At 60.2% G+C, this 20,366-nt stretch carries 16 protein-coding genes and 1 pseudogene; 14 read left to right on the top strand and 3 right to left on the bottom strand.

The window, feature by feature from the left end; translation table 11 throughout:
* Window positions 1-161: 161 nt before the first annotated feature.
* The 11 genes and pseudogenes from OKC28_RS15765 to OKC28_RS15715 form a co-directional block, all read left to right on the top strand.
* A pseudogene (locus tag OKC28_RS15765) lies at window positions 162-698 on the top strand (helix-turn-helix domain-containing protein); the annotation flags it as partial.
* Between the two features lie 12 nt (window positions 699-710).
* Window positions 711-1,535: a formate dehydrogenase accessory sulfurtransferase FdhD gene (fdhD, locus tag OKC28_RS15760; RefSeq protein ID WP_059113338.1), complete on the top strand. Its 825-nt coding sequence runs from the start codon at window positions 711-713 to the stop codon at window positions 1,533-1,535.
* A 196-nt stretch (window positions 1,536-1,731) separates the two neighbouring features.
* On the top strand, window positions 1,732-2,334 hold the full coding sequence (gene recR / locus OKC28_RS15755; protein WP_021139174.1) for a recombination mediator RecR: 603 nt from the start codon (window positions 1,732-1,734) through the stop codon (window positions 2,332-2,334).
* Between the two features lie 194 nt (window positions 2,335-2,528).
* Window positions 2,529-4,442 (top strand): molecular chaperone HtpG, encoded by a 1,914-nt coding sequence (gene htpG / locus OKC28_RS15750; RefSeq protein WP_234577714.1) that lies wholly within the window; start codon window positions 2,529-2,531, stop codon window positions 4,440-4,442.
* A gap of 257 nt (window positions 4,443-4,699) precedes the next feature.
* Entirely contained in the window at window positions 4,700-5,344 is a 645-nt protein-coding gene (gene adk, locus OKC28_RS15745) for an adenylate kinase (protein WP_021139171.1), read from the top strand.
* Window positions 5,345-5,449: 105 nt separating this feature from the next.
* The gene (hemH, locus tag OKC28_RS15740; RefSeq protein WP_005315225.1) at window positions 5,450-6,424 is read left to right on the top strand and encodes a ferrochelatase; all 975 of its coding nucleotides are present in this window, start codon (window positions 5,450-5,452) and stop codon (window positions 6,422-6,424) included.
* A gap of 71 nt (window positions 6,425-6,495) precedes the next feature.
* Window positions 6,496-6,888 (top strand): MAPEG family protein, encoded by a 393-nt coding sequence (locus tag OKC28_RS15735; RefSeq protein ID WP_270690231.1) that lies wholly within the window; start codon window positions 6,496-6,498, stop codon window positions 6,886-6,888.
* Window positions 6,889-7,074: 186 nt separating this feature from the next.
* Window positions 7,075-8,379, top strand: a complete 1,305-nt coding sequence (locus tag OKC28_RS15730; protein ID WP_058394055.1) for an inosine/guanosine kinase — start codon at window positions 7,075-7,077, stop codon at window positions 8,377-8,379.
* Between the two features lie 158 nt (window positions 8,380-8,537).
* Window positions 8,538-10,169, top strand: coding sequence for a methyl-accepting chemotaxis protein (locus OKC28_RS15725; protein ID WP_270690222.1), 1,632 nt, complete (start codon window positions 8,538-8,540; stop codon window positions 10,167-10,169).
* Between the two features lie 112 nt (window positions 10,170-10,281).
* On the top strand, window positions 10,282-10,644 hold the full coding sequence (locus tag OKC28_RS15720) for a DUF2750 domain-containing protein (RefSeq protein ID WP_005315249.1): 363 nt from the start codon (window positions 10,282-10,284) through the stop codon (window positions 10,642-10,644).
* A 180-nt stretch (window positions 10,645-10,824) separates the two neighbouring features.
* Entirely contained in the window at window positions 10,825-11,319 is a 495-nt protein-coding gene (locus OKC28_RS15715) for a hypothetical protein (protein WP_113721541.1), read from the top strand.
* On the opposite strand, the gene OKC28_RS15710 is transcribed toward OKC28_RS15715, so the two are convergent.
* Window positions 11,282-12,925: an EAL domain-containing protein gene (locus OKC28_RS15710; protein WP_270690219.1), complete on the bottom strand. Its 1,644-nt coding sequence runs from the start codon at window positions 12,923-12,925 to the stop codon at window positions 11,282-11,284. The genes OKC28_RS15715 and OKC28_RS15710 overlap by 38 nt on opposite strands.
* Before the next feature lie 187 nt (window positions 12,926-13,112).
* On the opposite strand from OKC28_RS15710, the gene glgC reads away from it, so the two are divergent.
* Complete coding sequence (glgC, locus tag OKC28_RS15705; protein ID WP_270690217.1) at window positions 13,113-14,387, top strand: glucose-1-phosphate adenylyltransferase; 1,275 nt, start codon at window positions 13,113-13,115, stop codon at window positions 14,385-14,387.
* Window positions 14,388-14,482: 95 nt separating this feature from the next.
* Here the strand turns inward: glgC and OKC28_RS15700 are convergent, their stop codons facing one another.
* Both OKC28_RS15700 and OKC28_RS15695 read right to left on the bottom strand, forming a co-directional pair.
* Window positions 14,483-16,483, bottom strand: a complete 2,001-nt coding sequence (locus tag OKC28_RS15700; RefSeq protein WP_270690215.1) for a hypothetical protein — start codon at window positions 16,481-16,483, stop codon at window positions 14,483-14,485.
* 146 nt (window positions 16,484-16,629) lie between these two features.
* The gene (locus OKC28_RS15695; protein ID WP_270690212.1) at window positions 16,630-17,181 is read right to left on the bottom strand and encodes a lipoprotein; all 552 of its coding nucleotides are present in this window, start codon (window positions 17,179-17,181) and stop codon (window positions 16,630-16,632) included.
* 324 nt (window positions 17,182-17,505) lie between these two features.
* Here OKC28_RS15695 and OKC28_RS15690 point away from each other — a divergent pair, with 324 nt between their 5' ends.
* The gene (locus OKC28_RS15690; protein ID WP_034523722.1) at window positions 17,506-18,699 is read left to right on the top strand and encodes an isochorismate synthase; all 1,194 of its coding nucleotides are present in this window, start codon (window positions 17,506-17,508) and stop codon (window positions 18,697-18,699) included.
* The gene (locus OKC28_RS15685) at window positions 18,696-20,366 is read left to right on the top strand and encodes a (2,3-dihydroxybenzoyl)adenylate synthase (RefSeq protein WP_021139161.1); all 1,671 of its coding nucleotides are present in this window, start codon (window positions 18,696-18,698) and stop codon (window positions 20,364-20,366) included. Before OKC28_RS15690 ends, OKC28_RS15685 begins: the two co-directional genes overlap by 4 nt.

Below are 20,366 nucleotides of genomic sequence, written 5' to 3'. Positions count from 1 at the left end.
ATCTGCTCCATGCGGGACAAGAAAATCTCTTTTCTGGTCTGACGGCGCTTACTGCTGAATTCACTGTCGGCGAAGGTGAGCTGATGACTCATGATGAACCCTTTTTCATGGCTCCAGATGACAAACATGATCTCATATCAGAGACTTGTTCGCACCTTCCCAAGCGCTTTAGAAGCGATCTCTACTACCGGCTCAACGTCTTTCCCATCGAGTTGCCGCCCCTGCGCGAGCGGCGCGAAGACATACCGCTTTTGGTCAACTTCTTCATCAAGAAGATCGCCAAGCGGATGCGCCGCAACATCACCTCGATCCCGGCCGATGCCATGAAGATGCTGGTGTCGCTCCCCTGGTACGGCAATATCCGCGAGCTGGAAAACATCATAGAGCGCGCCGTGGTAATGACCAGGGGTCATGTGCTCAACCTCTCCCCGGATGAACTGATGCCGCTCAAGGGCTACCACAAGATTGAGACCCTGGTCTATGACGAGCCCGAGCAGGCCTTGTTCAAGGGCGGCAACGGCCAGCGTGACGGTGTGGAGGACGAGCGCCAGACCATCATAGACACCTTGCGCGAATGCAACGGCATAGTTGCGGGGGAGCGGGGCGCCGCCAACCGGCTCGGCATGAAACGCACCACACTGCTGTCGAAGATGAAACGGCTCGGTATCTCGGCGAAAGCCACCCAGACCCTCAACTAAGGGGCACTACAGATGTTGCTCGAACTCGATAGCGATACCCCGCAGGCGCTTTGCGCCCACCGGGAGGTGGTCCATTACCAGCGCGACGGTGTCACCACGGACAGCGCCATGCAGCTGCCCTGCGAAACCCCGGTGGCGCTGGTCTACAACGGCATAGCCCACAGCGTCATGATGTGTTCGGCCGCCGATCTGGAGGACTTTGCCATCGGGTTTTCCCTCTCTGAGGGGATCATCGACGGCCTGCAGGACATCCACGATATCGAGCAAGTTGACGGCTGTCAGGGGATTGAGCTGCACATTACCCTGGCCAATCGCTGCGTTCATCGCCTCAAAGAGAAGCGGCGCACCCTGGCGGGGCGCACGGGGTGCGGCATCTGTGGCAGCGAGAGCCTGACGCAGGTGGTGCGCACTCTGCCGCAACTGCCGGACAGCCAGCGCTTCGAGGTGACCCTGATCGACAAGGTCCTGGCGGCGCTGCGGCCCTTGCAGTTGCTGGGGCAGAGCACGGGCGCCACCCATGCCGCAGTCCATGTGGACGGTGAGGGCAATATTCTCGCCATTCGCGAGGACGTGGGGCGCCACATAGCGCTCGACAAGCTGGTGGGGCACCTGTGCCGCACGGGGCGGCGCGACGGCGCCATTCTGGTAACCAGCCGCGCCAGCTTCGAGATGGTGCAAAAGTGCGCCAGTGCCGGTGTGGAAATCCTGCTCGCCATCTCGGCCGCTACCGAACTCGCGGTCGAGCGGGCGGAGCAGAGCGGGCTCACCCTGGTGGGCTTTTGCCGCCCGGGCCGCGCCGAGATCTACAGCGGTCGTCAGCGTATCGGGCTGGGGTAGTGCAGCCATGGATGCCGGGTTATCCGGTCGGTGGTTTGCGAGGGCCGGCAGGCACAAGGCCATTGGCGGACGGGGGGCGGCTCGGGTATAGTCCTGCGCCAACAAGATTGGTTCGGCCGGGCGAAGAGCAACCCGCACCCGCAAGGGGTGCCTGAGGTGGCCGCCCGCCGACACAGCGTCAAAGGATACTTAGCCCATGAAATTCAGCCCCCTGCTGGATGAGATGATGAAGGCCCTGCAGGTGCTGCCGGGTGTCGGCCCCAAGTCGGCCCAGCGCATGGCCTTTACCCTGCTCGAGCGCGAGCGCAGCGGCGGCTTGCGTCTGGCCCAGCTGCTCAATCGGGCGCTGACCGAGATAGGGCACTGCAGTCACTGCCGCACCTTCACCGAGAATGCGCTTTGCGAGATCTGCGCCAATCCCAAGCGCGAAGAGAGCGGCTTGCTGTGTGTGGTGGAGAGCCCGGCGGACGTGGCTGCCATCGAGCACACGGGCCAGTTCTCCGGCCGTTACTTCGTGCTGATGGGGCATCTGTCCCCCCTCGATGGCATAGGCCCGGAAGAGCTGGGGCTGGAGATCCTGGAGCGGCGTCTGAAGGCGGAGTCCATCAGCGAGCTGATCCTGGCCACCAATCCCACCATCGAAGGGGATGCCACCGCCTGGTATATCGCCGACATGGCCCGCACTGCCGGAGTCAAGGTGAGCAGGATTGCCCATGGGGTGCCGGTAGGGGGCGAACTGGAGCTGGTGGATGGCACCACGCTTTCTCACTCCTTGATGGGGCGTCAACCCCTTAATTGAGTCCGCGCCAGGCTCACTGTTTCTCAAACCCGCTTCGGCGGGTTTTTGTTTGGCGGCTGTGCGGCGCATCGGGAGCGTTGGTGTAAAAATCGCCATTCGCACTGCCAAGATATTTTTCCCCCTTGAAATGGGGTTCCACGGCCCCATCTTGTATCAGGAATATGTTCAACCCGAATCGCCTGAGGATAGTGTCGATGACCCAAAGCGTTCATGCCGAAACCCACGGGTTTCAGACTGAAGTCAAACAACTGCTGAGCCTGATGGCCCACAGCCTCTACTCCAACAAAGAAGTGTTCCTGCGCGAGCTAATCTCCAACGCCTCCGATGCGGCGGACAAGCTGCGCTTCAAGGCGCTTTCCGATGCCTCTTTGTTTGAAAACGACGGCCAGTTGCGCGTTCGCCTGGTGGTTGATAAAGAAAATCGGACCCTGACCATCTCTGATAACGGTATCGGTATGACCCGTGATCAGGTGATCGAGCATCTGGGCACCATCGCCAAGTCCGGCACCGCCGAGTTCTTCAAGAACTTGTCCGGTGATCAGGGCCGCGATTCCCAGCTGATCGGTCAGTTTGGTGTGGGCTTCTACTCCGCCTTCATCGTCGCCGACAAGGTGACAGTGGTCTCCCGCGCCGCCGGTACTGCTCCAGAGCAGGGCGTACAGTGGGAATCGGAAGGGGAAGGCTCTTTCACCGTGGCCGATGTGACCAAGGAAGGCCGTGGTACTGACGTCATCCTGCACCTGCGTGCCGAAGAGGAAGAGTTCCTCGACGACTGGCGTCTGCGCGCCGTGGTTGCCAAGTATTCCGACCACATCAGCGTGCCGGTGGAGATGTTCAAAGAGGGCACCCCGGATCGCGAAGAAGATGGCGAGACCGTCGTCGGCACGCCGGGCGAGTGGGAGCAGGTCAACCGCGCGACCGCACTCTGGACCCGCAACCCGAAAGAGATCAAGGACGAGGAGTATCAGGAGTTCTACAAGCACGTTGCCCACGATTTTGAAGATCCGCTCTTGTGGGGTCACAACCGGGTGGAAGGGGCGCAGGAGTACACCAGCCTGCTCTACGTGCCGGCCCGTGCACCGTTCGACCTCTACAACCGCGAGCAGAAGCACGGCCTGAAGCTCTACGTGCAGCGCGTCTTCATCATGGATGACGCCGAGCAGTTTATGCCGACCTACCTGCGCTTCGTCAAAGGGGTGCTGGACTCCAACGATCTGCCCCTCAACGTCAGCCGTGAAATTCTGCAAGACAACAAGGTGACCGTCTCCCTGCGCAAGGCCTGCTCCAAGCGGGTGCTGACCATGCTGGCCAAACTGGCCAAGGATGACGCCGAGAAGTACGCCAAGTTCTGGAGCGAATTCGGCAATGTCTTGAAAGAAGGCCCGGCCGAGGATTACGCCAACCGCGAAGAGATCGCGAAGCTCTTGCGCTTTGCCAGCACGGCGGGCGAGGGCGAAGCCCAGACCGTCTCTCTCGAGGATTATGTTGGCCGCATGAAGGAAGGCCAGCAGAAGATTTACTACATCACCGCCGACAGCTTCGCCGCTGCCAAGAACAGCCCGCACCTCGAGATCTTCCGCAAGAAGGGCGTCGAAGTGCTGCTGATGTGGGAGCGTGTGGACGAGTGGCTGATGAGCCACCTGACCGAGTTCGACGGCAAGCAGCTGGTCTCCGTCACCCGTGGCGAGCTGGATCTCGGCGATCTGGAAGATGAAGCCGCCAAGCAGGCGCAGATCGATGCCGAGAAAGCCAACGCCGGCCTGGTGGAGCGGGTCAAGACCAGCCTGGGTGAAGCGGTGAAAGAGGTACGTGTCACCCACCGTCTGACCGATTCGCCGTCTTGCATCGTCACCGATAACCACGGTATGAGCACCCAGATGATCAAGCTGATGCGCGCCGCCGGCCAGCCGGTGCCGGAGCAGAAGTACATTCTGGAACTGAACCCGGATCACGCCCTGGTGAAGAAACTCGACACCATCGAAGACGAGGCGCTGTTTGGCGAGTGGGTCACCCTGCTGCACGAACAGGCCCAGTTGGCAGAGCAGGGCGGTCTGAATGATCCGGCGAGCTTCGTCTCCCGTATCAACCGTCTGCTACTCCAGGCATGATGTTTCGGCCCACTGCATGCAGTGGGCTTTTTTTATGTGGCGCTTGTCCGACAAGGGGCAGGCGCCTCTCTTCGTTATTGAGGGGCGCTGCATTTTCACTCATTTTTTCAGGGCAGCATTGCGGCTCGAGTCGCATCGCAGCTGCGGGAACATGGTGAAAAATAAGCCACTCACACGGGGCAAGCTTGTGAAAATGAGCGAAACCGTGTAGTTTTTTGCCTTCTCAAGAATTGAATAACCAATCAATAGGAGCGTGTATGCGCATTGTTCTGTTGGGGGCTCCGGGTGCCGGCAAAGGTACTCAGGCTCAGTTCATCATGGAAAAACACGGTATTCCGCAGATCTCCACCGGCGACATGCTGCGTGCGGCGATCAAGGCGGGCACCGAGCTGGGCCTCAAGGCCAAAGCCGTGATGGACGCAGGTCAGCTCGTCTCTGACGACATCATCATCGGCCTGGTCAAAGAGCGTATTGCCCAACCAGATTGCGCCAACGGCTTCCTGCTGGACGGTTTCCCGCGCACCATTCCCCAGGCTCAAGCCATGAAGGATGCCGGTGTCGTGGTCGATTTCGTGCTGGAATTCGACGTGCCGGACGAAGAGATCGTCAAGCGCATGAGTGGTCGTCGCGTCCACTCCGGCTCCGGCCGTACCTACCACGTGGTGTTCAACCCGCCGAAAGTGGAAGGCAAGGATGACGTGACCGGCGAAGATCTGGTGATCCGTGCCGACGACGAAGAGACCACAGTGCGCAAGCGTCTGGATGTGTATCATCAGCAGACTGCGCCGCTCATCGGTTTCTACGGTAAAGAGGCGGAGGCGGGCAACACCCGTTACGTCAAGATTGATGGTACCCAGCCGGTGGATCAGGTCAGCAAGCAGCTGGCGAGCATCCTGGGCTAAGCCCGACATTGCGAAAATGAGCAATGGCACTGTGCCATTAGACAAGGGTCCATGCAGGGCCCTTTCTTGCATTCAGATAGAACAACAGAAAGACAGGAAGCAATCGTGACCACAAAAACCGGGATCTTGCTGGTCAATCTGGGTACCCCAGCCGCGCCAACCACGGCGGCCGTCAAGGCCTTTCTCAGCCAGTTTCTGCACGACCCGCGAGTGGTCGACTTGCCTCGCTATCTCTGGTGCCCGCTGCTCCACTTCATCATATTGCCAACCCGCTCTCCCAGAGTCGCCAAGCTTTATCAGCAGGTGTGGACCGAGCAGGGTTCACCCTTGATGGTGATCAGCAAGCAGCAGCGTGCTGCGCTGGAGCAGGAGCTCAAGCGGGAAGGGGTCGATGTGCCGGTTGAACTGGCCATGACCTATGGCTCGCCCTCCATGGACGATGGCTGGCAGGCGCTCAAGGCCAAGGGGGTCAACCGGGTGATACTGTTGCCGCTCTATCCGCAATATTCGGTCAGCACCACAGCCTCTGTGTTTGATGCCTGGGCCAAGGCGATGAAGAAAGAGCGCAACCTGCCTGTGGTGCGGCTCATTCGTGATTACCATGCCCACCCCGAATACATTCAGGCGCTGGCCATGAGCGTGCGCCGCCATTGGGAGCAGAAAGGTCAGGGCGATCATCTGTTGATGTCGTTTCACGGCATTCCCGAGCGTTACGAAAACGAAGGCGACCCTTATGGTCACCAGTGTCGTCGTACCGCCGCCTTGCTGGCCGAGGCACTCGAGCTTGAAGCCGGGCAGTGGACGGCTTGTTTCCAGTCCCGCTTTGGCAAGGAGGAGTGGCTCAAACCCTACACAGATGTGACCATCGCCGGTTTGCCGGCAGCGGGCATCAAGCGGCTCGATGTGGTCTGCCCGGCCTTTGCCGCCGATTGCCTCGAAACCCTGGAAGAGATCGAAGTGCAGAACCGGGAGATCTTCATGGAAGCCGGTGGCGAGCAGTTTGAATACATACCAGCGCTCAACAGCGATCAGGCTCACATTCGCATGATGGTCTCCCTTATTTGCCGCGAGCTGGCATGATGGTCTCTTTCATGTGCCGCCAGCTGGCATAAGTTTCCCGCGTTCAGAACCCAAGGATAAGGAGTGTCATGATGATGCATATCACGTTGATTTACGCAGGCCTGCTGGGGCTGCTGTTTCTGTTGCTCTCCTTCTGGGTGGTCAAGCGCCGTGCCCAGTTCAAGGTGATGATAGGGGAAGGGGAGGCGCCCGAGATGCGCTCCGCGATCCGGGCTCATGGCAACTTCGCCGAGTATGTGCCGCTGACCCTGCTGCTGATGGCCCTGTGTGAACTGGCGGGGGTGGGGGCGTTCTGGCTCCACGTCGGCGGTCTTTGCCTGCTGGTGGGGCGTATCCTGCACGCCATCGGTATCCAGATCCCCAAGGCCCCCAACATGCCGCGGCTGTTTGGTACCCTGTTGTTCTGGCTGGCACTGGGGATGTTTTCTGTGCTGGCACTGGTACAGGGGCTCTCGTTCGGCTGATCGCCTCGTCTCGGCCGACCCGAAAAACCACCTCCCTGCGAGGTGGTTTTTAAGATGAATCCTGGTAAACGTTTTCCTCTGCAGCCCTTGTCTATACTGACCCCATATTTTAATCAGGCGACTTTTCGGCACGGCGGATTGTGTTAAAATCCCGCCCCTCTTTCCCCCAGAGCACAGAAGATTGCCATGAAATTTCCCGGTCAGCGCAAGTCCAAACACTACTTCCCGGTCGACAGACGCGATCCTCTGATCCCGCAAAATCCCCTGCTTACCGAACTGGGCAAAGCCTATGTAGTGGGTATCGATCAGACACTGGTGGACATCGAAGCCCATGTGGATGAAGACTTCCTGAACCGTTATGGCCTGAGCAAAGGCCACTCAGTGGTGATCAGCGACGACGTGGCCGAGCGTGTTTACGAAGAGCTCAAGGCCAACAACATGGTGGTAAGCGAGTTTGCCGGTGGCACCATTGGCAACACAATGCACAACTACTCGGTGCTGGCCGACTCCCATTCCATCCTGCTCGGGGTCATGAGCCAGGACATCCGCATCGGCAGCTACGCCTACCGCTATCTGTGCAATACCTCTTCTCGCGTCAACCTCGACTACCTGCAGCCGGTCAACGGCCCGGTCGGTCGCTGCTTCACCTTCATTACCGAGGGGGGAGAGCGCAGTTTCGGCATCAATGCCGGCAAGATGGATCACCTCGATGTGGCGCACATTCCCGAAGCCATCATCAAGGAGTCCTCCGCTCTGGTAATCACCGCCTATCTGGTGCGCGGTGAAGATGGCACGCCCATGAAGGAGGCCGCCATGGCCGCCGTACGCTACGCCCGCGAGGCTGGTGTGCCCGTGGTGCTGACTCTGGGCACCCGCTTCGTGATTGAAGGCAATCCCCAGTGGTGGCGCGACTTCATCGCCGAGAACGTGACAGTGCTTGCGATGAATGAAGATGAGGCAGAGGCCCTGACCGGCATCGCCGATCCCCTCGGCGCCGCCGACAAGGCGCTGGACTGGGCCGACATGGTGCTCTGCACCGCAGGCCCCATCGGCCTCTACATGGCGAGTTACACCGAGGAAGACTACAAGCGCGAGACCACCCATACCCTGTTGCCCGGCGTCATCCCCGAGTTCAACATGTATGAGTTCAGCCGCCCCATGGCCCGTGACAAGTGCCGCAATCCGGCGCGCATCTACTCCCACATCTCCCCTTACATGGGGGGCCCGGAGAAGATCAAGAACACCAACGGGGCAGGGGATGGTGCCCTGTCTGCCGTGTTGCATGACATGGTAGCCAACGATTACCACCGGATGAATGTGCCGAACTCCGCCAAGCACCTGTCCGAGTTTCTGACCTACTCCTCCCTAGCCCAGGTGTGCAAGTACGCCAACCGGGTGAGCTATGAGGTGCTGGCCCAGAGCAGCCCCCGTCTTTCCCGTGGTCTGCCCGAGAAGGAAGACAGTCTGGAAGAGGTTTACTGGGAGCGTTGATCCCCCCGTTTTCCCGTATCGAGAAAGGCGCCCAACAGGGCGCCTTTCTGTTTTGGGGCTGGATCATGTTTCTGACGCTCATTTGGCTATGGTCATGGACATTTATCAAGCTGGCGACATACCTTGTTAACAAACTGTACCAAGGTCGGGTTCACGCTATGTTGAGGCAATGGAGTATTGGCCACCGGTTATTGCTGGTGGCGTTGATGGTGCTGGTCATAGTGGCTGCGCTCCTCGTTACCTGCTTGCGGGTTTATCATCAGGGATTGATGGCGGAGAAGAGCAATCAGACCCGCGCCCAGGTGGAGACCGCCTACAGTCTGGTCGCCGGTTTCGAGGCGAGGGCAAGACAGGGTGAGCTGGACGACGCTAGTGCCAGGACCCAGGCCCTGGCGGCCCTGCGGGGATTGCGGTATGGCCAGGACGACTATTTCTGGGTCAATGACAGTCACCCCACCATGGTGATGCATCCCATGAAACCCGAACTCGATGGCAAGGATCTCTCCGGGGTGGAAGACAAGCAGGGGCTCAAGCTGTTTGTTGCGTTTGTCGAGCGGGTCAGGCAGCAGGCTGCCGGCGGTGAGGTGGCTTACTACTGGCCCAAACCCGGCGTTGACGAGCCGGTTCGCAAGATCTCCTACGTCAAGCACTTTGCCCCCTGGGACTGGATCATCGGTACCGGTGTCTATGTGGATGATGTCGATGCCCAGTATCAGGAAGTGCTGCACCCCCTGCTGGGGATCGGTGCCGTCTTGGCCTTGCTGTTGCTGGGCGCCGTGACCCTGATTGGGCGCAGCATAGTGACACCGCTGGCTCAGTCCGTCTCGGCCCTGGGCAATATTGCAAAGGGTGAGGGGGATCTGCGTTTTCGTCTGCCAGAGAGCGGACGAGACGAGGTGAGTCTGCTGTCGGCCAATTTCAACCTCTTTGCCAACCAGATGGCCCAGTTGGTGGCTCGCACCCAGCAGATCGCCTATCAGAACCGGGAGGCGGCTCATCAACTGGAGCAGGTTGTGGTGCGAACCAGCGCCATCGTCACGGATCAGGAACAGGATACCCAGCGGGTCGCCGATGCCATGGCCCAGATGACCATCAGCAGTCGCGCCGTCGGCGTGAATGCCGAGCAGGCCGCAACGGCAGCCGACACGGCGCAGCACCTGGCTCAGCATGGCCGCCAGGTCGTAGCGCAGACCATTGCCACCATAGGGCAACTGGCCGATGAGATGGAGGAGACAGTGCAGGCGGTGGCGCGTCTTGAGCAGGACACCAAGCAGATAGGCTCAGTGCTTGACGTGATCAGGGGGATCGCCGAGCAGACCAACCTGCTGGCGCTCAATGCGGCCATTGAAGCGGCGCGGGCCGGTGAACAGGGGCGTGGATTTGCGGTGGTGGCCGATGAGGTGCGTACACTGGCGACCCGCACCCATAACTCGACCGACGAGATCCGGCAGATGATCCAGCGGTTGCAAGAGGGGGCTGGCAAGGTGGCGACCGGGATTGGGCAGTTGCAACAACTCTCGCGTTCGACGGCAGAGAAGGCCGGGGATGCCGAGGGCGCCATCGGTGACATTGATGAGGCGGTCGGCACCATCATGGCCATGAACAATCAGATAGCTGAGGCCGCCAGTGAGCAGAGTCGATCGACGGACGAGATCACGCAACGCCTCTCCGCCATCACCCAGCTAGCCAACAAGGCACTTGCTGAAAATCAGCGCACAGGGCAGGCGGCAGGTACCTTGGCTCACTCCAGCGATGAGCTGAGTGCCCTGGTGGGGCGATATCGCACTTAATGAGGGGGCTCCCGCCTTTTTAGGGATTTGACTTGAGTCTGGGGGGCTTTTGGGACACCATCTGCCCCATTCTTGGCCAGCACTGGCCGACAGCCTGTAAGAGAGAGACCCCATGAGCAAACTAACTGACAATCTTGACGCCAATTTCAAACTGTTCATCGAAGAAGTCCGCGAGTCGGGTCAGGTCTGGGGCTTGCGTTACGGTGAAGACTGGGTTGTCTGCCGCTCTGCCGAATTCGAAGATGCCGATGTGATGCCGCTCTGGTCCGCCGAAGTAGATGCCCGTCTGCACTGCGTAGACGAGTGGGCTGACTACGAGCCGGAAGTGATCGAGCTGGAAGAGTTCCTCGACATCTGGATCAACGACCTGAACGAGGATGATGTGCTGATCGGCCCGAACTGGAACGCCGATCTGGAAGGCCAGGAGCTCGAGCCCATCGAGCTGGCCAAGGCGCTGGTTGAACTGGACGCCTGAACAGTTCTGCATTGATTGATGGCCCCTAACAAGGTCACCGGCAGCAACAAAGAACCGATATCCGCAAGGATGTCGGTTTTTTTGTGGCCCAGCGCCATCATGATGGATTAAAAGGCGATTTGGCTTTGCACCTGTCAGGGGGATGGTCCATCATCACTCTTTTGCCGATCGGGAGGAGCCATGTTTGTATTTGACATAACCGGCGTTGAAGGGGAGCGTGCCGAGATCCGGGTCCAGGCGCTGGACTGGGGGCAGACAGGCCCTGTCACCTTCAGCTGTGATGACGATAAACTGGCGGTGCTGCTGCTCACCGACTGTCGCTGTGATGCGGTCGGCTTCTTCAATCTGCTGGCCGGCAGCAAGCCCCTCTATGTGGAACAGTGGCTCTCTTATTTGCAGGAGACTGGCCGTATCGCCAGGCAGAGCAGCCAGCTGGAGAGCCCGGCCCAGACCGATTACCTCGCCAGAGCCGGCTTTGAACATGAAGAGCTCAATGCGCTGCTTGGTCAAATCTATCAGGTGGCGGGTTTCAATCGCCTGCAGATCAACCGTTACCTCAAGAATCGCCACAATCCCACCACCCTGGCGACCCGCTACGATCAGAAAGAGCTGGAGCGCTATCGCCAGCTCAACGACATCATTCTGACTCTGCTGAAGTTGAAACGTCCTCAGTAAACAGCCCCAGCTGGCTGATGTCCGGTCGCAGCGGTTGCGGCCTGGCGATGAGATAGCCCTGCAATCCGTCCACATACATGCCTTGCAGCAATTGCTTCTGCCCCAGTTGCTCCACCCCTTCTGCTATCACCTGGCAACCCATACGGTGTGACACATCGACGATCATCCGCACGAACTGCTGGTTGGTCAGATCCTGCTCCAGCCCTGTGATGAGGGCGGGATCCAGCTTGATGTAATCGGGTTTGAGCTCACGAAACAGGTTGAATGACCCTATTCCCTTGCCGAAGTTGCAGATGGCGGAGCGACTGCCGTTGCGCCTGAGCAGCTCGAACACCCGTTTGGCCCCCGTCATGTTGCGCTCCAGATGCTCCTCATCCAGTTCGAACACCAGGTTGGCGCTGGTGTTGGGATCCTTGAGCAACTGCCTGTCCAGCCAGATCAGAAAGGTGCTGTTCTGCAACAGGTTGCTGGAGAGGTTGATGCCCCAGCGGCTCTGGTTGGCGCCAAATGCCCGGTACTGGCGCATGATGTGAACCACCAGCATCTGTTCCAGCTTCATCACCATGTCGAGGCGCTGGGCCATGGCAAACAGGGTGTCCGTTGGCAGCACAGTGCCGTCAGCACTGCTGAAGCGGGTATAAATCTCGTTGTAGGCCAGCATGCTGCGGTGCATGGATTGAATGGGTTGATAGGTGAAGCTTATCCGTTCCTGATCCAGCAGCTCGTTGAGCACCAGTTTCCAGTGGTGCTGACCCTGCAAGTCGACTACCTCATCATCGTCCTGCTGGATGGCCCAGCCGTTGACTGTCTCCGTCTGGGCGCGAGCGAGTGCCAAATCGGCTCGCGCCAGTATGGCTTCTATCTTCTGCCCGCTGCTCAGGCGTGTCAGCCCCGAGTAGGCGGCGCTCTCCAGCTCGTGCTGCTGTTGATAGTGGTCAAAGGCAATCTTCAGATCTCGCCCGAGCAGGGGGGGCGGTATGTTGGCCACCGGCTGCACCAGCGCGGCGAAGTCGGCCCCCGAGATACGGTAAATCTGATGGCCGGGAAAGCGGCTCACCACCCGGGTGATCAGATTGGCGATGTCCTTGATATAGGCATCCCCCGACTGAAAGCCGCGCTGGGCATTGAGTTTGCCAAGCTCGGTGGCACGGATCAGCACCAGGGTGGCGGTCTGGGTATCCTGATCCCGTTGCAGCAGGGCCGTCATGTCACGGCGAAATGCGTGGCGGTTTTGCAGCTGGGTCAGCTCATCCTGAGTCGCCAGATTGTGCAACTCGTCTATCTGGCGATGGGCATCAAGATCGGCTTCATTGAAGTGAGAAAGCAACTGCTGCAGTGCAGCCTGGGCCTCTGCCGTCTCCAGAACCGCAGGGTCACGCAGTTGCAGGGCTTTGATCCAGACGCGGTCCTGCTGGGCCCGTTCGGCATTGCGGGCGCGATAGGCCAGCATGAACAGCAGTCCGAAACCGAGCAGGGAGGTGCCAAGAATGAGTGTCAGGGTGATAGGGGTTGCCTGTGCGGCGAGCCAGATGCCTTGCAACAGCAGCAGAGGAGCACAGGTGACGGCTGCGATCAGTAACAGGTTACTCCCGAGCTTGTTCAACATCTTGTCATCCTTGATGATGTTTGTGATGCTGAAATTCTAACCAAGCTCACGACGCAAAGCATGGGATACCGCTCAACTCCTGGAAAAGGGCCAATTGAAATCGGCTAAATGTGAGTGAAACCACTTTCATAAGCCCTTAAAAAGGCGAAGATGGGTTGAAAATAGATCAAACAAGGCAGAGGTAATTATGTTGTTAGAACCCGTAAATACTGCCAAAGCACGGCAACTATTGAATCAGAGTATGGCCTTGGTGCTCGCGGGGGGACGCGGCAGTCGCTTGAAGCAGTTGACTGACAACCGCGCCAAGCCTGCCGTCCATTTCGGCGGCAAGTTCCGGATCATCGATTTCGTGCTCTCCAACTGCATCAACTCCGGCATTCGCCGGGTGGGTGTGGTGACCCAGTACAAGTCCCACAGCCTGCTGCGCCACCTGCAATCGGGCTGGTCCTTCCTGCGCTACCAGATGAACGAATTCATCGACCTGTTGCCCGCCCAGCAGCGGGTGGACGAGGTGCACTGGTATCGCGGCACCGCCGATGCCATCTATCAGAATGTCGACATCATTCGCGACTACGGTCCCAAATACATAGTGGTGCTGGCGGGGGATCACATCTACAAGATGGATTACGCCGCCATGCTGCTCGATCATGTGCGCCTCGGTGCCAAGGTGACGGTGGCCTGTATCGAGGTGCCGCGCGCCGAGGCGTCTGCCTTCGGTGTCATGGACATAGACGAGCAGCGCAAGATCCGCGCCTTCGTGGAGAAACCGGCCAATCCACCGACCATGCCCGGCTGCGAAGATCGCTCCCTGGCCTCCATGGGCATCTATATCTTCGAGGCGGAGTACCTCTATCAACTGCTTGAAGAGGACATCAACAATCTGGAGTCCAAGCATGACTTCGGCATGGACCTGATCCCGCGCATCGTGGGCGAGGGCAAGGCGTTTGCCCACCCCTTCACCATGTCCTGTGTCGGTGCCAAGGAGGGGCAGGAACCCTACTGGCGTGACGTGGGGACCCTGGATTCGTTCTGGGAGGCGAACATGGATCTCGCCTCCGTGGTGCCAGAGCTCGACATCTATGACGAGAGCTGGCCCATCTGGACCAGCCAGAACATGTCTCCCCCCGCCAAATTCGTGCAGGACAGAAACGGCCAGCACGGCATGACCATCAACTCCATGTTCGCGGGGGGATCGATTGTCAGCGGCTCTTTCGTACTCAACTCTGTGCTGTTTACCAATGTGCGGGTGCACTCCTTCTGTACCCTGGATCAGGCGGTGATTTTCCCCGGTGTCGAGATAGGTGCCGGTTGTCGTCTACGCCGGGTGGTGGTGGATAAAGGCTGCGTGTTGCCAGATGGACTGGTGGTGGGTGAGAACGCCGATGAGGATGTGCGTCGCTTCTACCGTTCAGAGCAGGGAATCGTGCTGGTGACCAAGGAGATGCTGGCCAAGCTGGCGTGAGAGAGAAGCTTGAAACTGTGTCAGACGTTGTAATGCAAAGGGAGCCGAATCGGCTCCCTTTCTTTATGGTGTGATCGCTGGATTTACTCGCGGACTTATTTTTCGCTGACAATGGCCTTGGCGGCCATCACCATGGCGGTGCCGTGCTTGCCACCGGCGGCGGTGACTTGCGGTACACCGTCTTCGTCGGTGTCGCCACCGGCCCCTTCGATGACGTTTTCACCGGAGTCGCCGATCCACTCGGCCATCTGCATGCCGCCGTTGACTGTGCCACGGAACCAGCCCACATAGCGCTGGGTCAGCTGTGCCAGCTCCAGCTCGGGGGCCTTCTCCGTGCCTTCGTTGCGCAGATTCAGCATGGCAGCACGCAGGGCACCAGAGATGGCGGCCTGGGTCCAGGGAGTGTATTCACCCTGCTTGCCCGCAAGCCAGGTGCCTGCCTTGGCATTGAAGTACGCCTTGTCGGTCGCGATGAACAGCTCGCGTGCTGCATTGCGGTACTTGGCATCCGAGGTGGCCAGGAAGGCCGCGGTCAGCCCGCGCACGGCGGCAAATTGCGCATCTACGGATTGACCCGCATCCGGCTTGCCACCCAGGGTCAGGCCGTCATACACCAGGCCGTTCTTGCCCATCAACTGGCCGAGAATGAAATCAGCCTGTTGGCGAATGAGCACCAGCGCCTGCTGGCCTTGCGCGGTTTTCAGATCCAGCTCGCCGTTGTCACCAGCGGCATAACCGACCGGCAGAGCATCCTGTGCCCGCTGGAAAATCTGCAAGGCGACCAGGGCGTAAGCGGCGTCGAAAGTGGTGACGTGCTTGCCCTGTTTGCCGGCCTGCCAGCTGTCGACCAGGGTACCGGCCTTGGGCTCGAAGTGCAGGGCGTTGAGGTTCTTGAACACCATGCCGGAGAGATTCAGCGCCAGGGAGAAGGCATCTTCCCCTGCCACCAGCTTGGCGGCATCGCTGCCCTTGTTGGCGGCAGGCGCAGCGGCGAACGGGGCACCGTCAAACACGGCGTGGAAGGCCGGGTTCTGGTTGGTGTTGGCCGAGCGTTGATCGCTGAAGGCGTAGAACTCGGAGAGCGGCCACAGCATCATCCAGGCATCGCGCAGCTGGGCTGAACCATCCACCACCTCGAGCTTGCCGATGGCGCCCACGTCATTCTTGCTGGTTTCGGTCACTTTCACCTGATGGGGGAAGTAGACGATACCCTTGGACGGATCGTATTGCGGTGTGATGTTGGCACCCAGCTGCTTGCCATCGAAGCCGAGCTGGCCCTGCATGATGGCCAGCTTGTCGATGGACTGCTCGGTCAGCATCATGCCGTTGAAGCCGTCGGCGGCAGAGACGCCGAGCTTGTGCTTGCCGTCCTGATCCATGGTGGCGGACGCGGCTTCCACCTCTTCATCGCTCTCGGCCACGTGCATGCCGCCAAGGAAATCCTGGGACCACATCACTTCCTTGAGCAGTATGCCGCCCACGGCCGCCGGGTTCAGCAGGTTGTCGGCACCGCTCCAGCGCAGGGTGGCGTAGTCACGAAAATAGGCGGGCACCTGGGTCTTGACGGTTTTCTCGGTGCCCTTGGCGGTCTTGATGGTGACCTGATCGCCATTGACCGGCGTGGTGTTTACCGCCTGGGCAAACTCCGGATTGGCGGAAGCATAGGGCAGGGAGAGGGGATACATGCCCTGTGGCACTTCATCGGCCGGGAAGCCGACAGCCTCGGCCATGGCCAGCACCCGCTTGCCGAGGTCGGCCAGGGTGCCGCCGCGGGCCAGGTTTTGCGGACCGTTCACCAGATGGGGGCCCATGCCGGACTGATAGTTCAGCGCGTACATGGCCTCTTCGGAATATTCATAGGATTCGATGCCGGCGGCGAAGTCGAACGGGGTCGGCTCATCGGCGCGGTTGGCATCCAGCACATCCAGATCCAGTCCCAGCGCTTCGGCCAGCGGCTCGCCGGAGAGCTCGAATTCGGTATAGGCCAGCATGTTGGCGGCTGTGTTGAACGTCTTGTCTTCCACCTTGACGGCAGCCTGTGCGGCGCCACTGAGCAGTGCGCAGGCGATCGCCTGTACCAGTACGGTTTTTCTCATGTCCCTTCTCACCATATGTTTGATTTTATTATGACGCTTCTCATGAATCTAAATGAGAATGGTGTGCATTATGAGATAAAGGGGGGAGCTTGAGAAGAAAAAACCGCGCCCCGGGGGTTGAAGAGAAAAAGGGCGCGGCCAGAGGGTCACAGCAGCTTGAAGGGGATGACCAATCGACCCGGCTCCACCTTGAGTGCCTCTATCTTGTCTTTGATCCTGGCTTCGTTTTTACGACTGCCATCCAGACGGTAGACGGGGGTCTGGGAGAAGAACAGGGAGAGGGACTGGTTGAAGGTGGAGAGCAGGGGAGTGAAGGCGGCGCCCACGTCGGCTGGCTCCGTCTTGACCGAGACGAGCTCCAGATCGCGCAGATAGATGGCACCCTGTTCGGCCACATAGTCGGGGCGTGCGCTGAGGGAGAAGCGGATCTTCATCTGCTGGCTGCCAAGGGGGCTGCTGACCTGCAGATCACCGGCAGCATCCAGCTCGATCCGATCGGCGCGGCTGCGGCCGATGCGGCTCTGCATCTCGTCGAGACGAACCTTGCTCGACATGATGCCGGGGATCCCCAGCTGTTTCTCGAAGGCGACCCTCTCTTTGAGGTATTGGTTGATTTCGCTTTCGCTGACGTTGTACTGGGTGAGCGAACAGGCTGCCAGCAGCAGGCTGAGGGGAAGCAGAAGCAGGTGCTTTAACATCGACAGTTCCGTGAGTTGAGATACATGACCAAAAAGATGGCGCCATCTTAGGGGGAAACGCCCCCGGCTGCCAGCATGAGCACCTAGCCCCCGTTTTTGTCGCAGCCTCATATGGGGTGTGAGCTGCGTGTTCATACGAGTAACTTCGGGTGTAATGACAAGGCAGCCCGCGGCTGGCGCGGCCCACCCAATATCCACAGATAAGTTCCCATTTTAACGATATAAAAATCCCATTGACCGGGTGATTTCAAAGCGAGTATTTTACCGCCGCACAAATACAAATTGATAATCATTATCATTTTGAATCATGTTTGAGGGTGTAACGTGGATACTCTTGTGATGGAAAATAGCGCGCCTGCCCAGGCTGCGTCCCCGCCCGATTTCTTGTTTACCTCAGGGCAGGGCACTATCAGTGCCTACGACCTGGGCCAGCCTATCACCACGCCCGCCTGTGAATGGCCCTTGCTGGAGCGACAGATAGCCCGGGCGCTGGCGGCGGCCGAGGCCGCAGGGCAAGCCAATCCGCTGCTGATCGGTGCCTTCGCCTTCGATCCGGCCGAAGCCTCCTGCCTCTATGTGCCTGGCCGCTATGAGCGGGGCGTGCGCATGGCCTCCGAGCCGATGACGTTTGCAGCCAAAGCCGCCCTGGCCAGCGCACCTGCGAGCAACCAGGTCATTTCGGTACAGAGCACACCGGCGGCGGCCGAGTTCAAAGCCTCGGTCAGCTCGGCGCTGGATGCGTTTGCACAAGGTCGCCTCTCCAAGGTGGTGCTGTCGCGCAAGCTGGTCCTTACGCTGCACAAGCCAGCCGATCCCGAGCAGGTGCTGGCCCGCCTGATGAGCCAGAACCCCCATGCCTTCCACTTCTCCCTGCCGCTCGGGCAAGATCGCCGTCTGCTTGGGGCCAGCCCAGAGCTGCTGCTGCGGGTCAGCGGGGGAGAGGTGTTCACCCACCCGCTGGCGGGCTCTGCCAAGCGCGGTAACGAGCCAGAACAGGACAAACGGGTGGCCCGGGATCTGCTGGCCTCCCACAAGGATCAGCATGAACACCGCCTGGTGATCGACGAGATCCGCCGGGTGCTGACCCCCCACTGTCGCGAGCTGGCCATTCCCGCCAATCCTACCCTGATGAGCACGGATACCCTCTGGCATCTGGGCACGCCCATCGCCGGTCAGCTGCATGCGGGGCAGGCTTCTGTGCTCTCCCTGGCTTGCCAGCTGCATCCGACCCCGGCCCTGTGCGGTTATCCCACCGAGCTGGCGCGTCAGTTCATCCGCGAGCAGGAGCCCTTCCGGCGCGCCCTGTTCAGCGGCATCGTCGGCTGGTGCGACAGTCAGGGCAATGGCGAGTGGGCCGTGGTGATCCGCTGCGGCGTGCTCGATGGCCATCAGGTGGAGTTGTTTGCCGGCGCTGGCATAGTGGCAGGCTCGGATCCCGCCATGGAGTGGGCCGAGACCGGCACCAAGCTGGGTACCATGCTCAAGGCTCTTGGTCTGGATCTGGAGGTGGCGCAATGACTCAGGCCAACCGCTTCCTGCCCTATACCCGCTGGCCCGCAGAGCTGGCCGAGCAGTACCGCGCCAAGGGCTATTGGCGCGGCGAGCCGCTGACCACCATGCTGGATCGCCAGTGCGAAGTGGCGCCGGATGCCACCGCCATCCTCTGCGGCGAACGCAGTTTCAGTTATCACGAGCTGGACGCCGCCTCGAGCCGATTGGCCGGGCGATTGGCCCGCCACGGTCTGGGGGTGGGGGATACAGCCCTGGTGCAGCTGCCCAATGTGGCCGAATTCTATCTGGTCTTCTTCGCCCTGCTCAAAGCGGGTATAGCGCCGGTCAACGCCCTTTTTAGCCACAACCGGCTGGAGCTGGCCTCTTACGCCGAGCAGATCAGGCCCAGGCTCTTTATCGGCTCGCTTGCCCATCCGCTGTTTGCAAGCGGGGAGCGCCACAGTGACCTGCTGCGAGGCATAGGCGCCGAGCTGGTGTTGCTCGATGGTGAGAGCGGGGAACTGGGACTGACCCATTGGCTGAGTGACCTGGCCAAGAGAGAGGGATTGGCCGTCCCCGCCTATGGCCCGAGTCCGGCGGACGAGGTGGCCTTCTTCCAGCTCTCCGGCGGCAGTACCGGCACCCCCAAGCTCATCCCGCGCACCCATGACGACTACTACTACAGCGTGCGCCGCAGCAATGAGATCTGTGGACTTGGCCCCCATACCCGTTATCTCTGTGCCTTGCCGGCTCCCCACAACTTCCCCTTGAGCTCCCCAGGTGCCCTCGGTGTGTTCGAGGCGGGCGGCGCCGTGGTGCTGGCGCCGGATCCAGGCCCCATGAGCTGTTTTCCGCTGGTGGCCCGCCACCAGGTCAACCTCACTTCCCTGGTGCCACCGGCCGTCTCTCTCTGGTTGCAGGCGGCCGAATCTGACCCGTCCGTCCGCAGTCAGCTCCCCAGCCTCGACTTGCTGCAGGTGGGGGGCGCCAAGCTGGCCGAGGCGGTGGCCAGAAAGATCACCCCGCTGCTCGGCTGCCGGCTGCAACAGGTGTTCGGCATGGCGGAGGGGCTGGTCAACTATACCCGGCTCTCTGACCTCGACGAGAAGATCATTCACACCCAGGGCCGCCCCATGAGCCCGGATGACGAGGTGCGCATTCTGGACGAGGCGGGCAACCCGGTCACCCCGGGCCAGCCCGGCGCCCTGCACACCCGTGGTCCCTACACCTTCCGCGGTTACTACCAGAGCCAGGCCCACAACGCCCGTGTGTTCGATGCCGATGGCTTCTACTGCTCCGGCGATCTGGTGGTGCAGGATGCCGATGGCTACCTCACTGTGGTGGGGCGGCAGAAGGATCAGATCAACCGGGGCGGCGAGAAAATCGCGGCGGAAGAGGTGGAAAACCAGCTGCTGCACCACCCGGCCATCACCCAGGCGGCCCTGGTCTCCATGCCCGACAGCGCCATGGGGGAGAAGAGCTGCGCCTTTATCGTCAGCACGGATCCCGGGTTGAAGCCGCTGGCCTTGCGCAAGTTTCTGCGTGAGCGCGGCGTGGCGGATTTCAAGCTGCCCGACCGTTTCGAAACCCTGGATGCCCTGCCCATGACGGCGGTGGGCAAGATTGACAAGCAGGGGCTGCGAGCACAAATCGCCGAGGTCATCGCCGCCGGCCAACCCCTGACAACAGCTTAA

It is taken from the genome of Aeromonas sp. D3, from assembly GCF_027705025.1.
In the GTDB taxonomy this organism is placed as follows: Bacteria; Pseudomonadota; Gammaproteobacteria; order Enterobacterales; family Aeromonadaceae; genus Aeromonas; species Aeromonas salmonicida.
This window is presented reverse-complemented; position numbering and strand designations above follow the sequence as displayed.

Excerpts from the sequence above, each read along its gene's own strand:
- OKC28_RS15685 (WP_021139161.1), top strand. The coding sequence starts at position 18,696 with ATGACTCAGGCCAACCGCTTCCTGCCCTATACCCGCTGGCCCGCAGAG.
- recR (WP_021139174.1), top strand. The coding sequence starts at position 1,732 with ATGAAATTCAGCCCCCTGCTGGATGAGATGATGAAGGCCCTGCAGGTG.
- OKC28_RS15710 (WP_270690219.1), bottom strand. The coding sequence starts at position 12,925 with ATGTTGAACAAGCTCGGGAGTAACCTGTTACTGATCGCAGCCGTCACC.
- OKC28_RS15700 (WP_270690215.1), bottom strand. The coding sequence starts at position 16,483 with ATGAGAAAAACCGTACTGGTACAGGCGATCGCCTGCGCACTGCTCAGT.
- htpG (WP_234577714.1), top strand. The coding sequence starts at position 2,529 with ATGACCCAAAGCGTTCATGCCGAAACCCACGGGTTTCAGACTGAAGTC.
- fdhD (WP_059113338.1), top strand. The coding sequence starts at position 711 with ATGTTGCTCGAACTCGATAGCGATACCCCGCAGGCGCTTTGCGCCCAC.
- glgC (WP_270690217.1), top strand. The coding sequence starts at position 13,113 with ATGTTGTTAGAACCCGTAAATACTGCCAAAGCACGGCAACTATTGAAT.
- OKC28_RS15725 (WP_270690222.1), top strand. The coding sequence starts at position 8,538 with ATGTTGAGGCAATGGAGTATTGGCCACCGGTTATTGCTGGTGGCGTTG.
- OKC28_RS15735 (WP_270690231.1), top strand. The coding sequence starts at position 6,496 with ATGATGCATATCACGTTGATTTACGCAGGCCTGCTGGGGCTGCTGTTT.
- OKC28_RS15720 (WP_005315249.1), top strand. The coding sequence starts at position 10,282 with ATGAGCAAACTAACTGACAATCTTGACGCCAATTTCAAACTGTTCATC.
- OKC28_RS15715 (WP_113721541.1), top strand. The coding sequence starts at position 10,825 with ATGTTTGTATTTGACATAACCGGCGTTGAAGGGGAGCGTGCCGAGATC.
- OKC28_RS15695 (WP_270690212.1), bottom strand. The coding sequence starts at position 17,181 with ATGTTAAAGCACCTGCTTCTGCTTCCCCTCAGCCTGCTGCTGGCAGCC.
- adk (WP_021139171.1), top strand. The coding sequence starts at position 4,700 with ATGCGCATTGTTCTGTTGGGGGCTCCGGGTGCCGGCAAAGGTACTCAG.
- OKC28_RS15730 (WP_058394055.1), top strand. The coding sequence starts at position 7,075 with ATGAAATTTCCCGGTCAGCGCAAGTCCAAACACTACTTCCCGGTCGAC.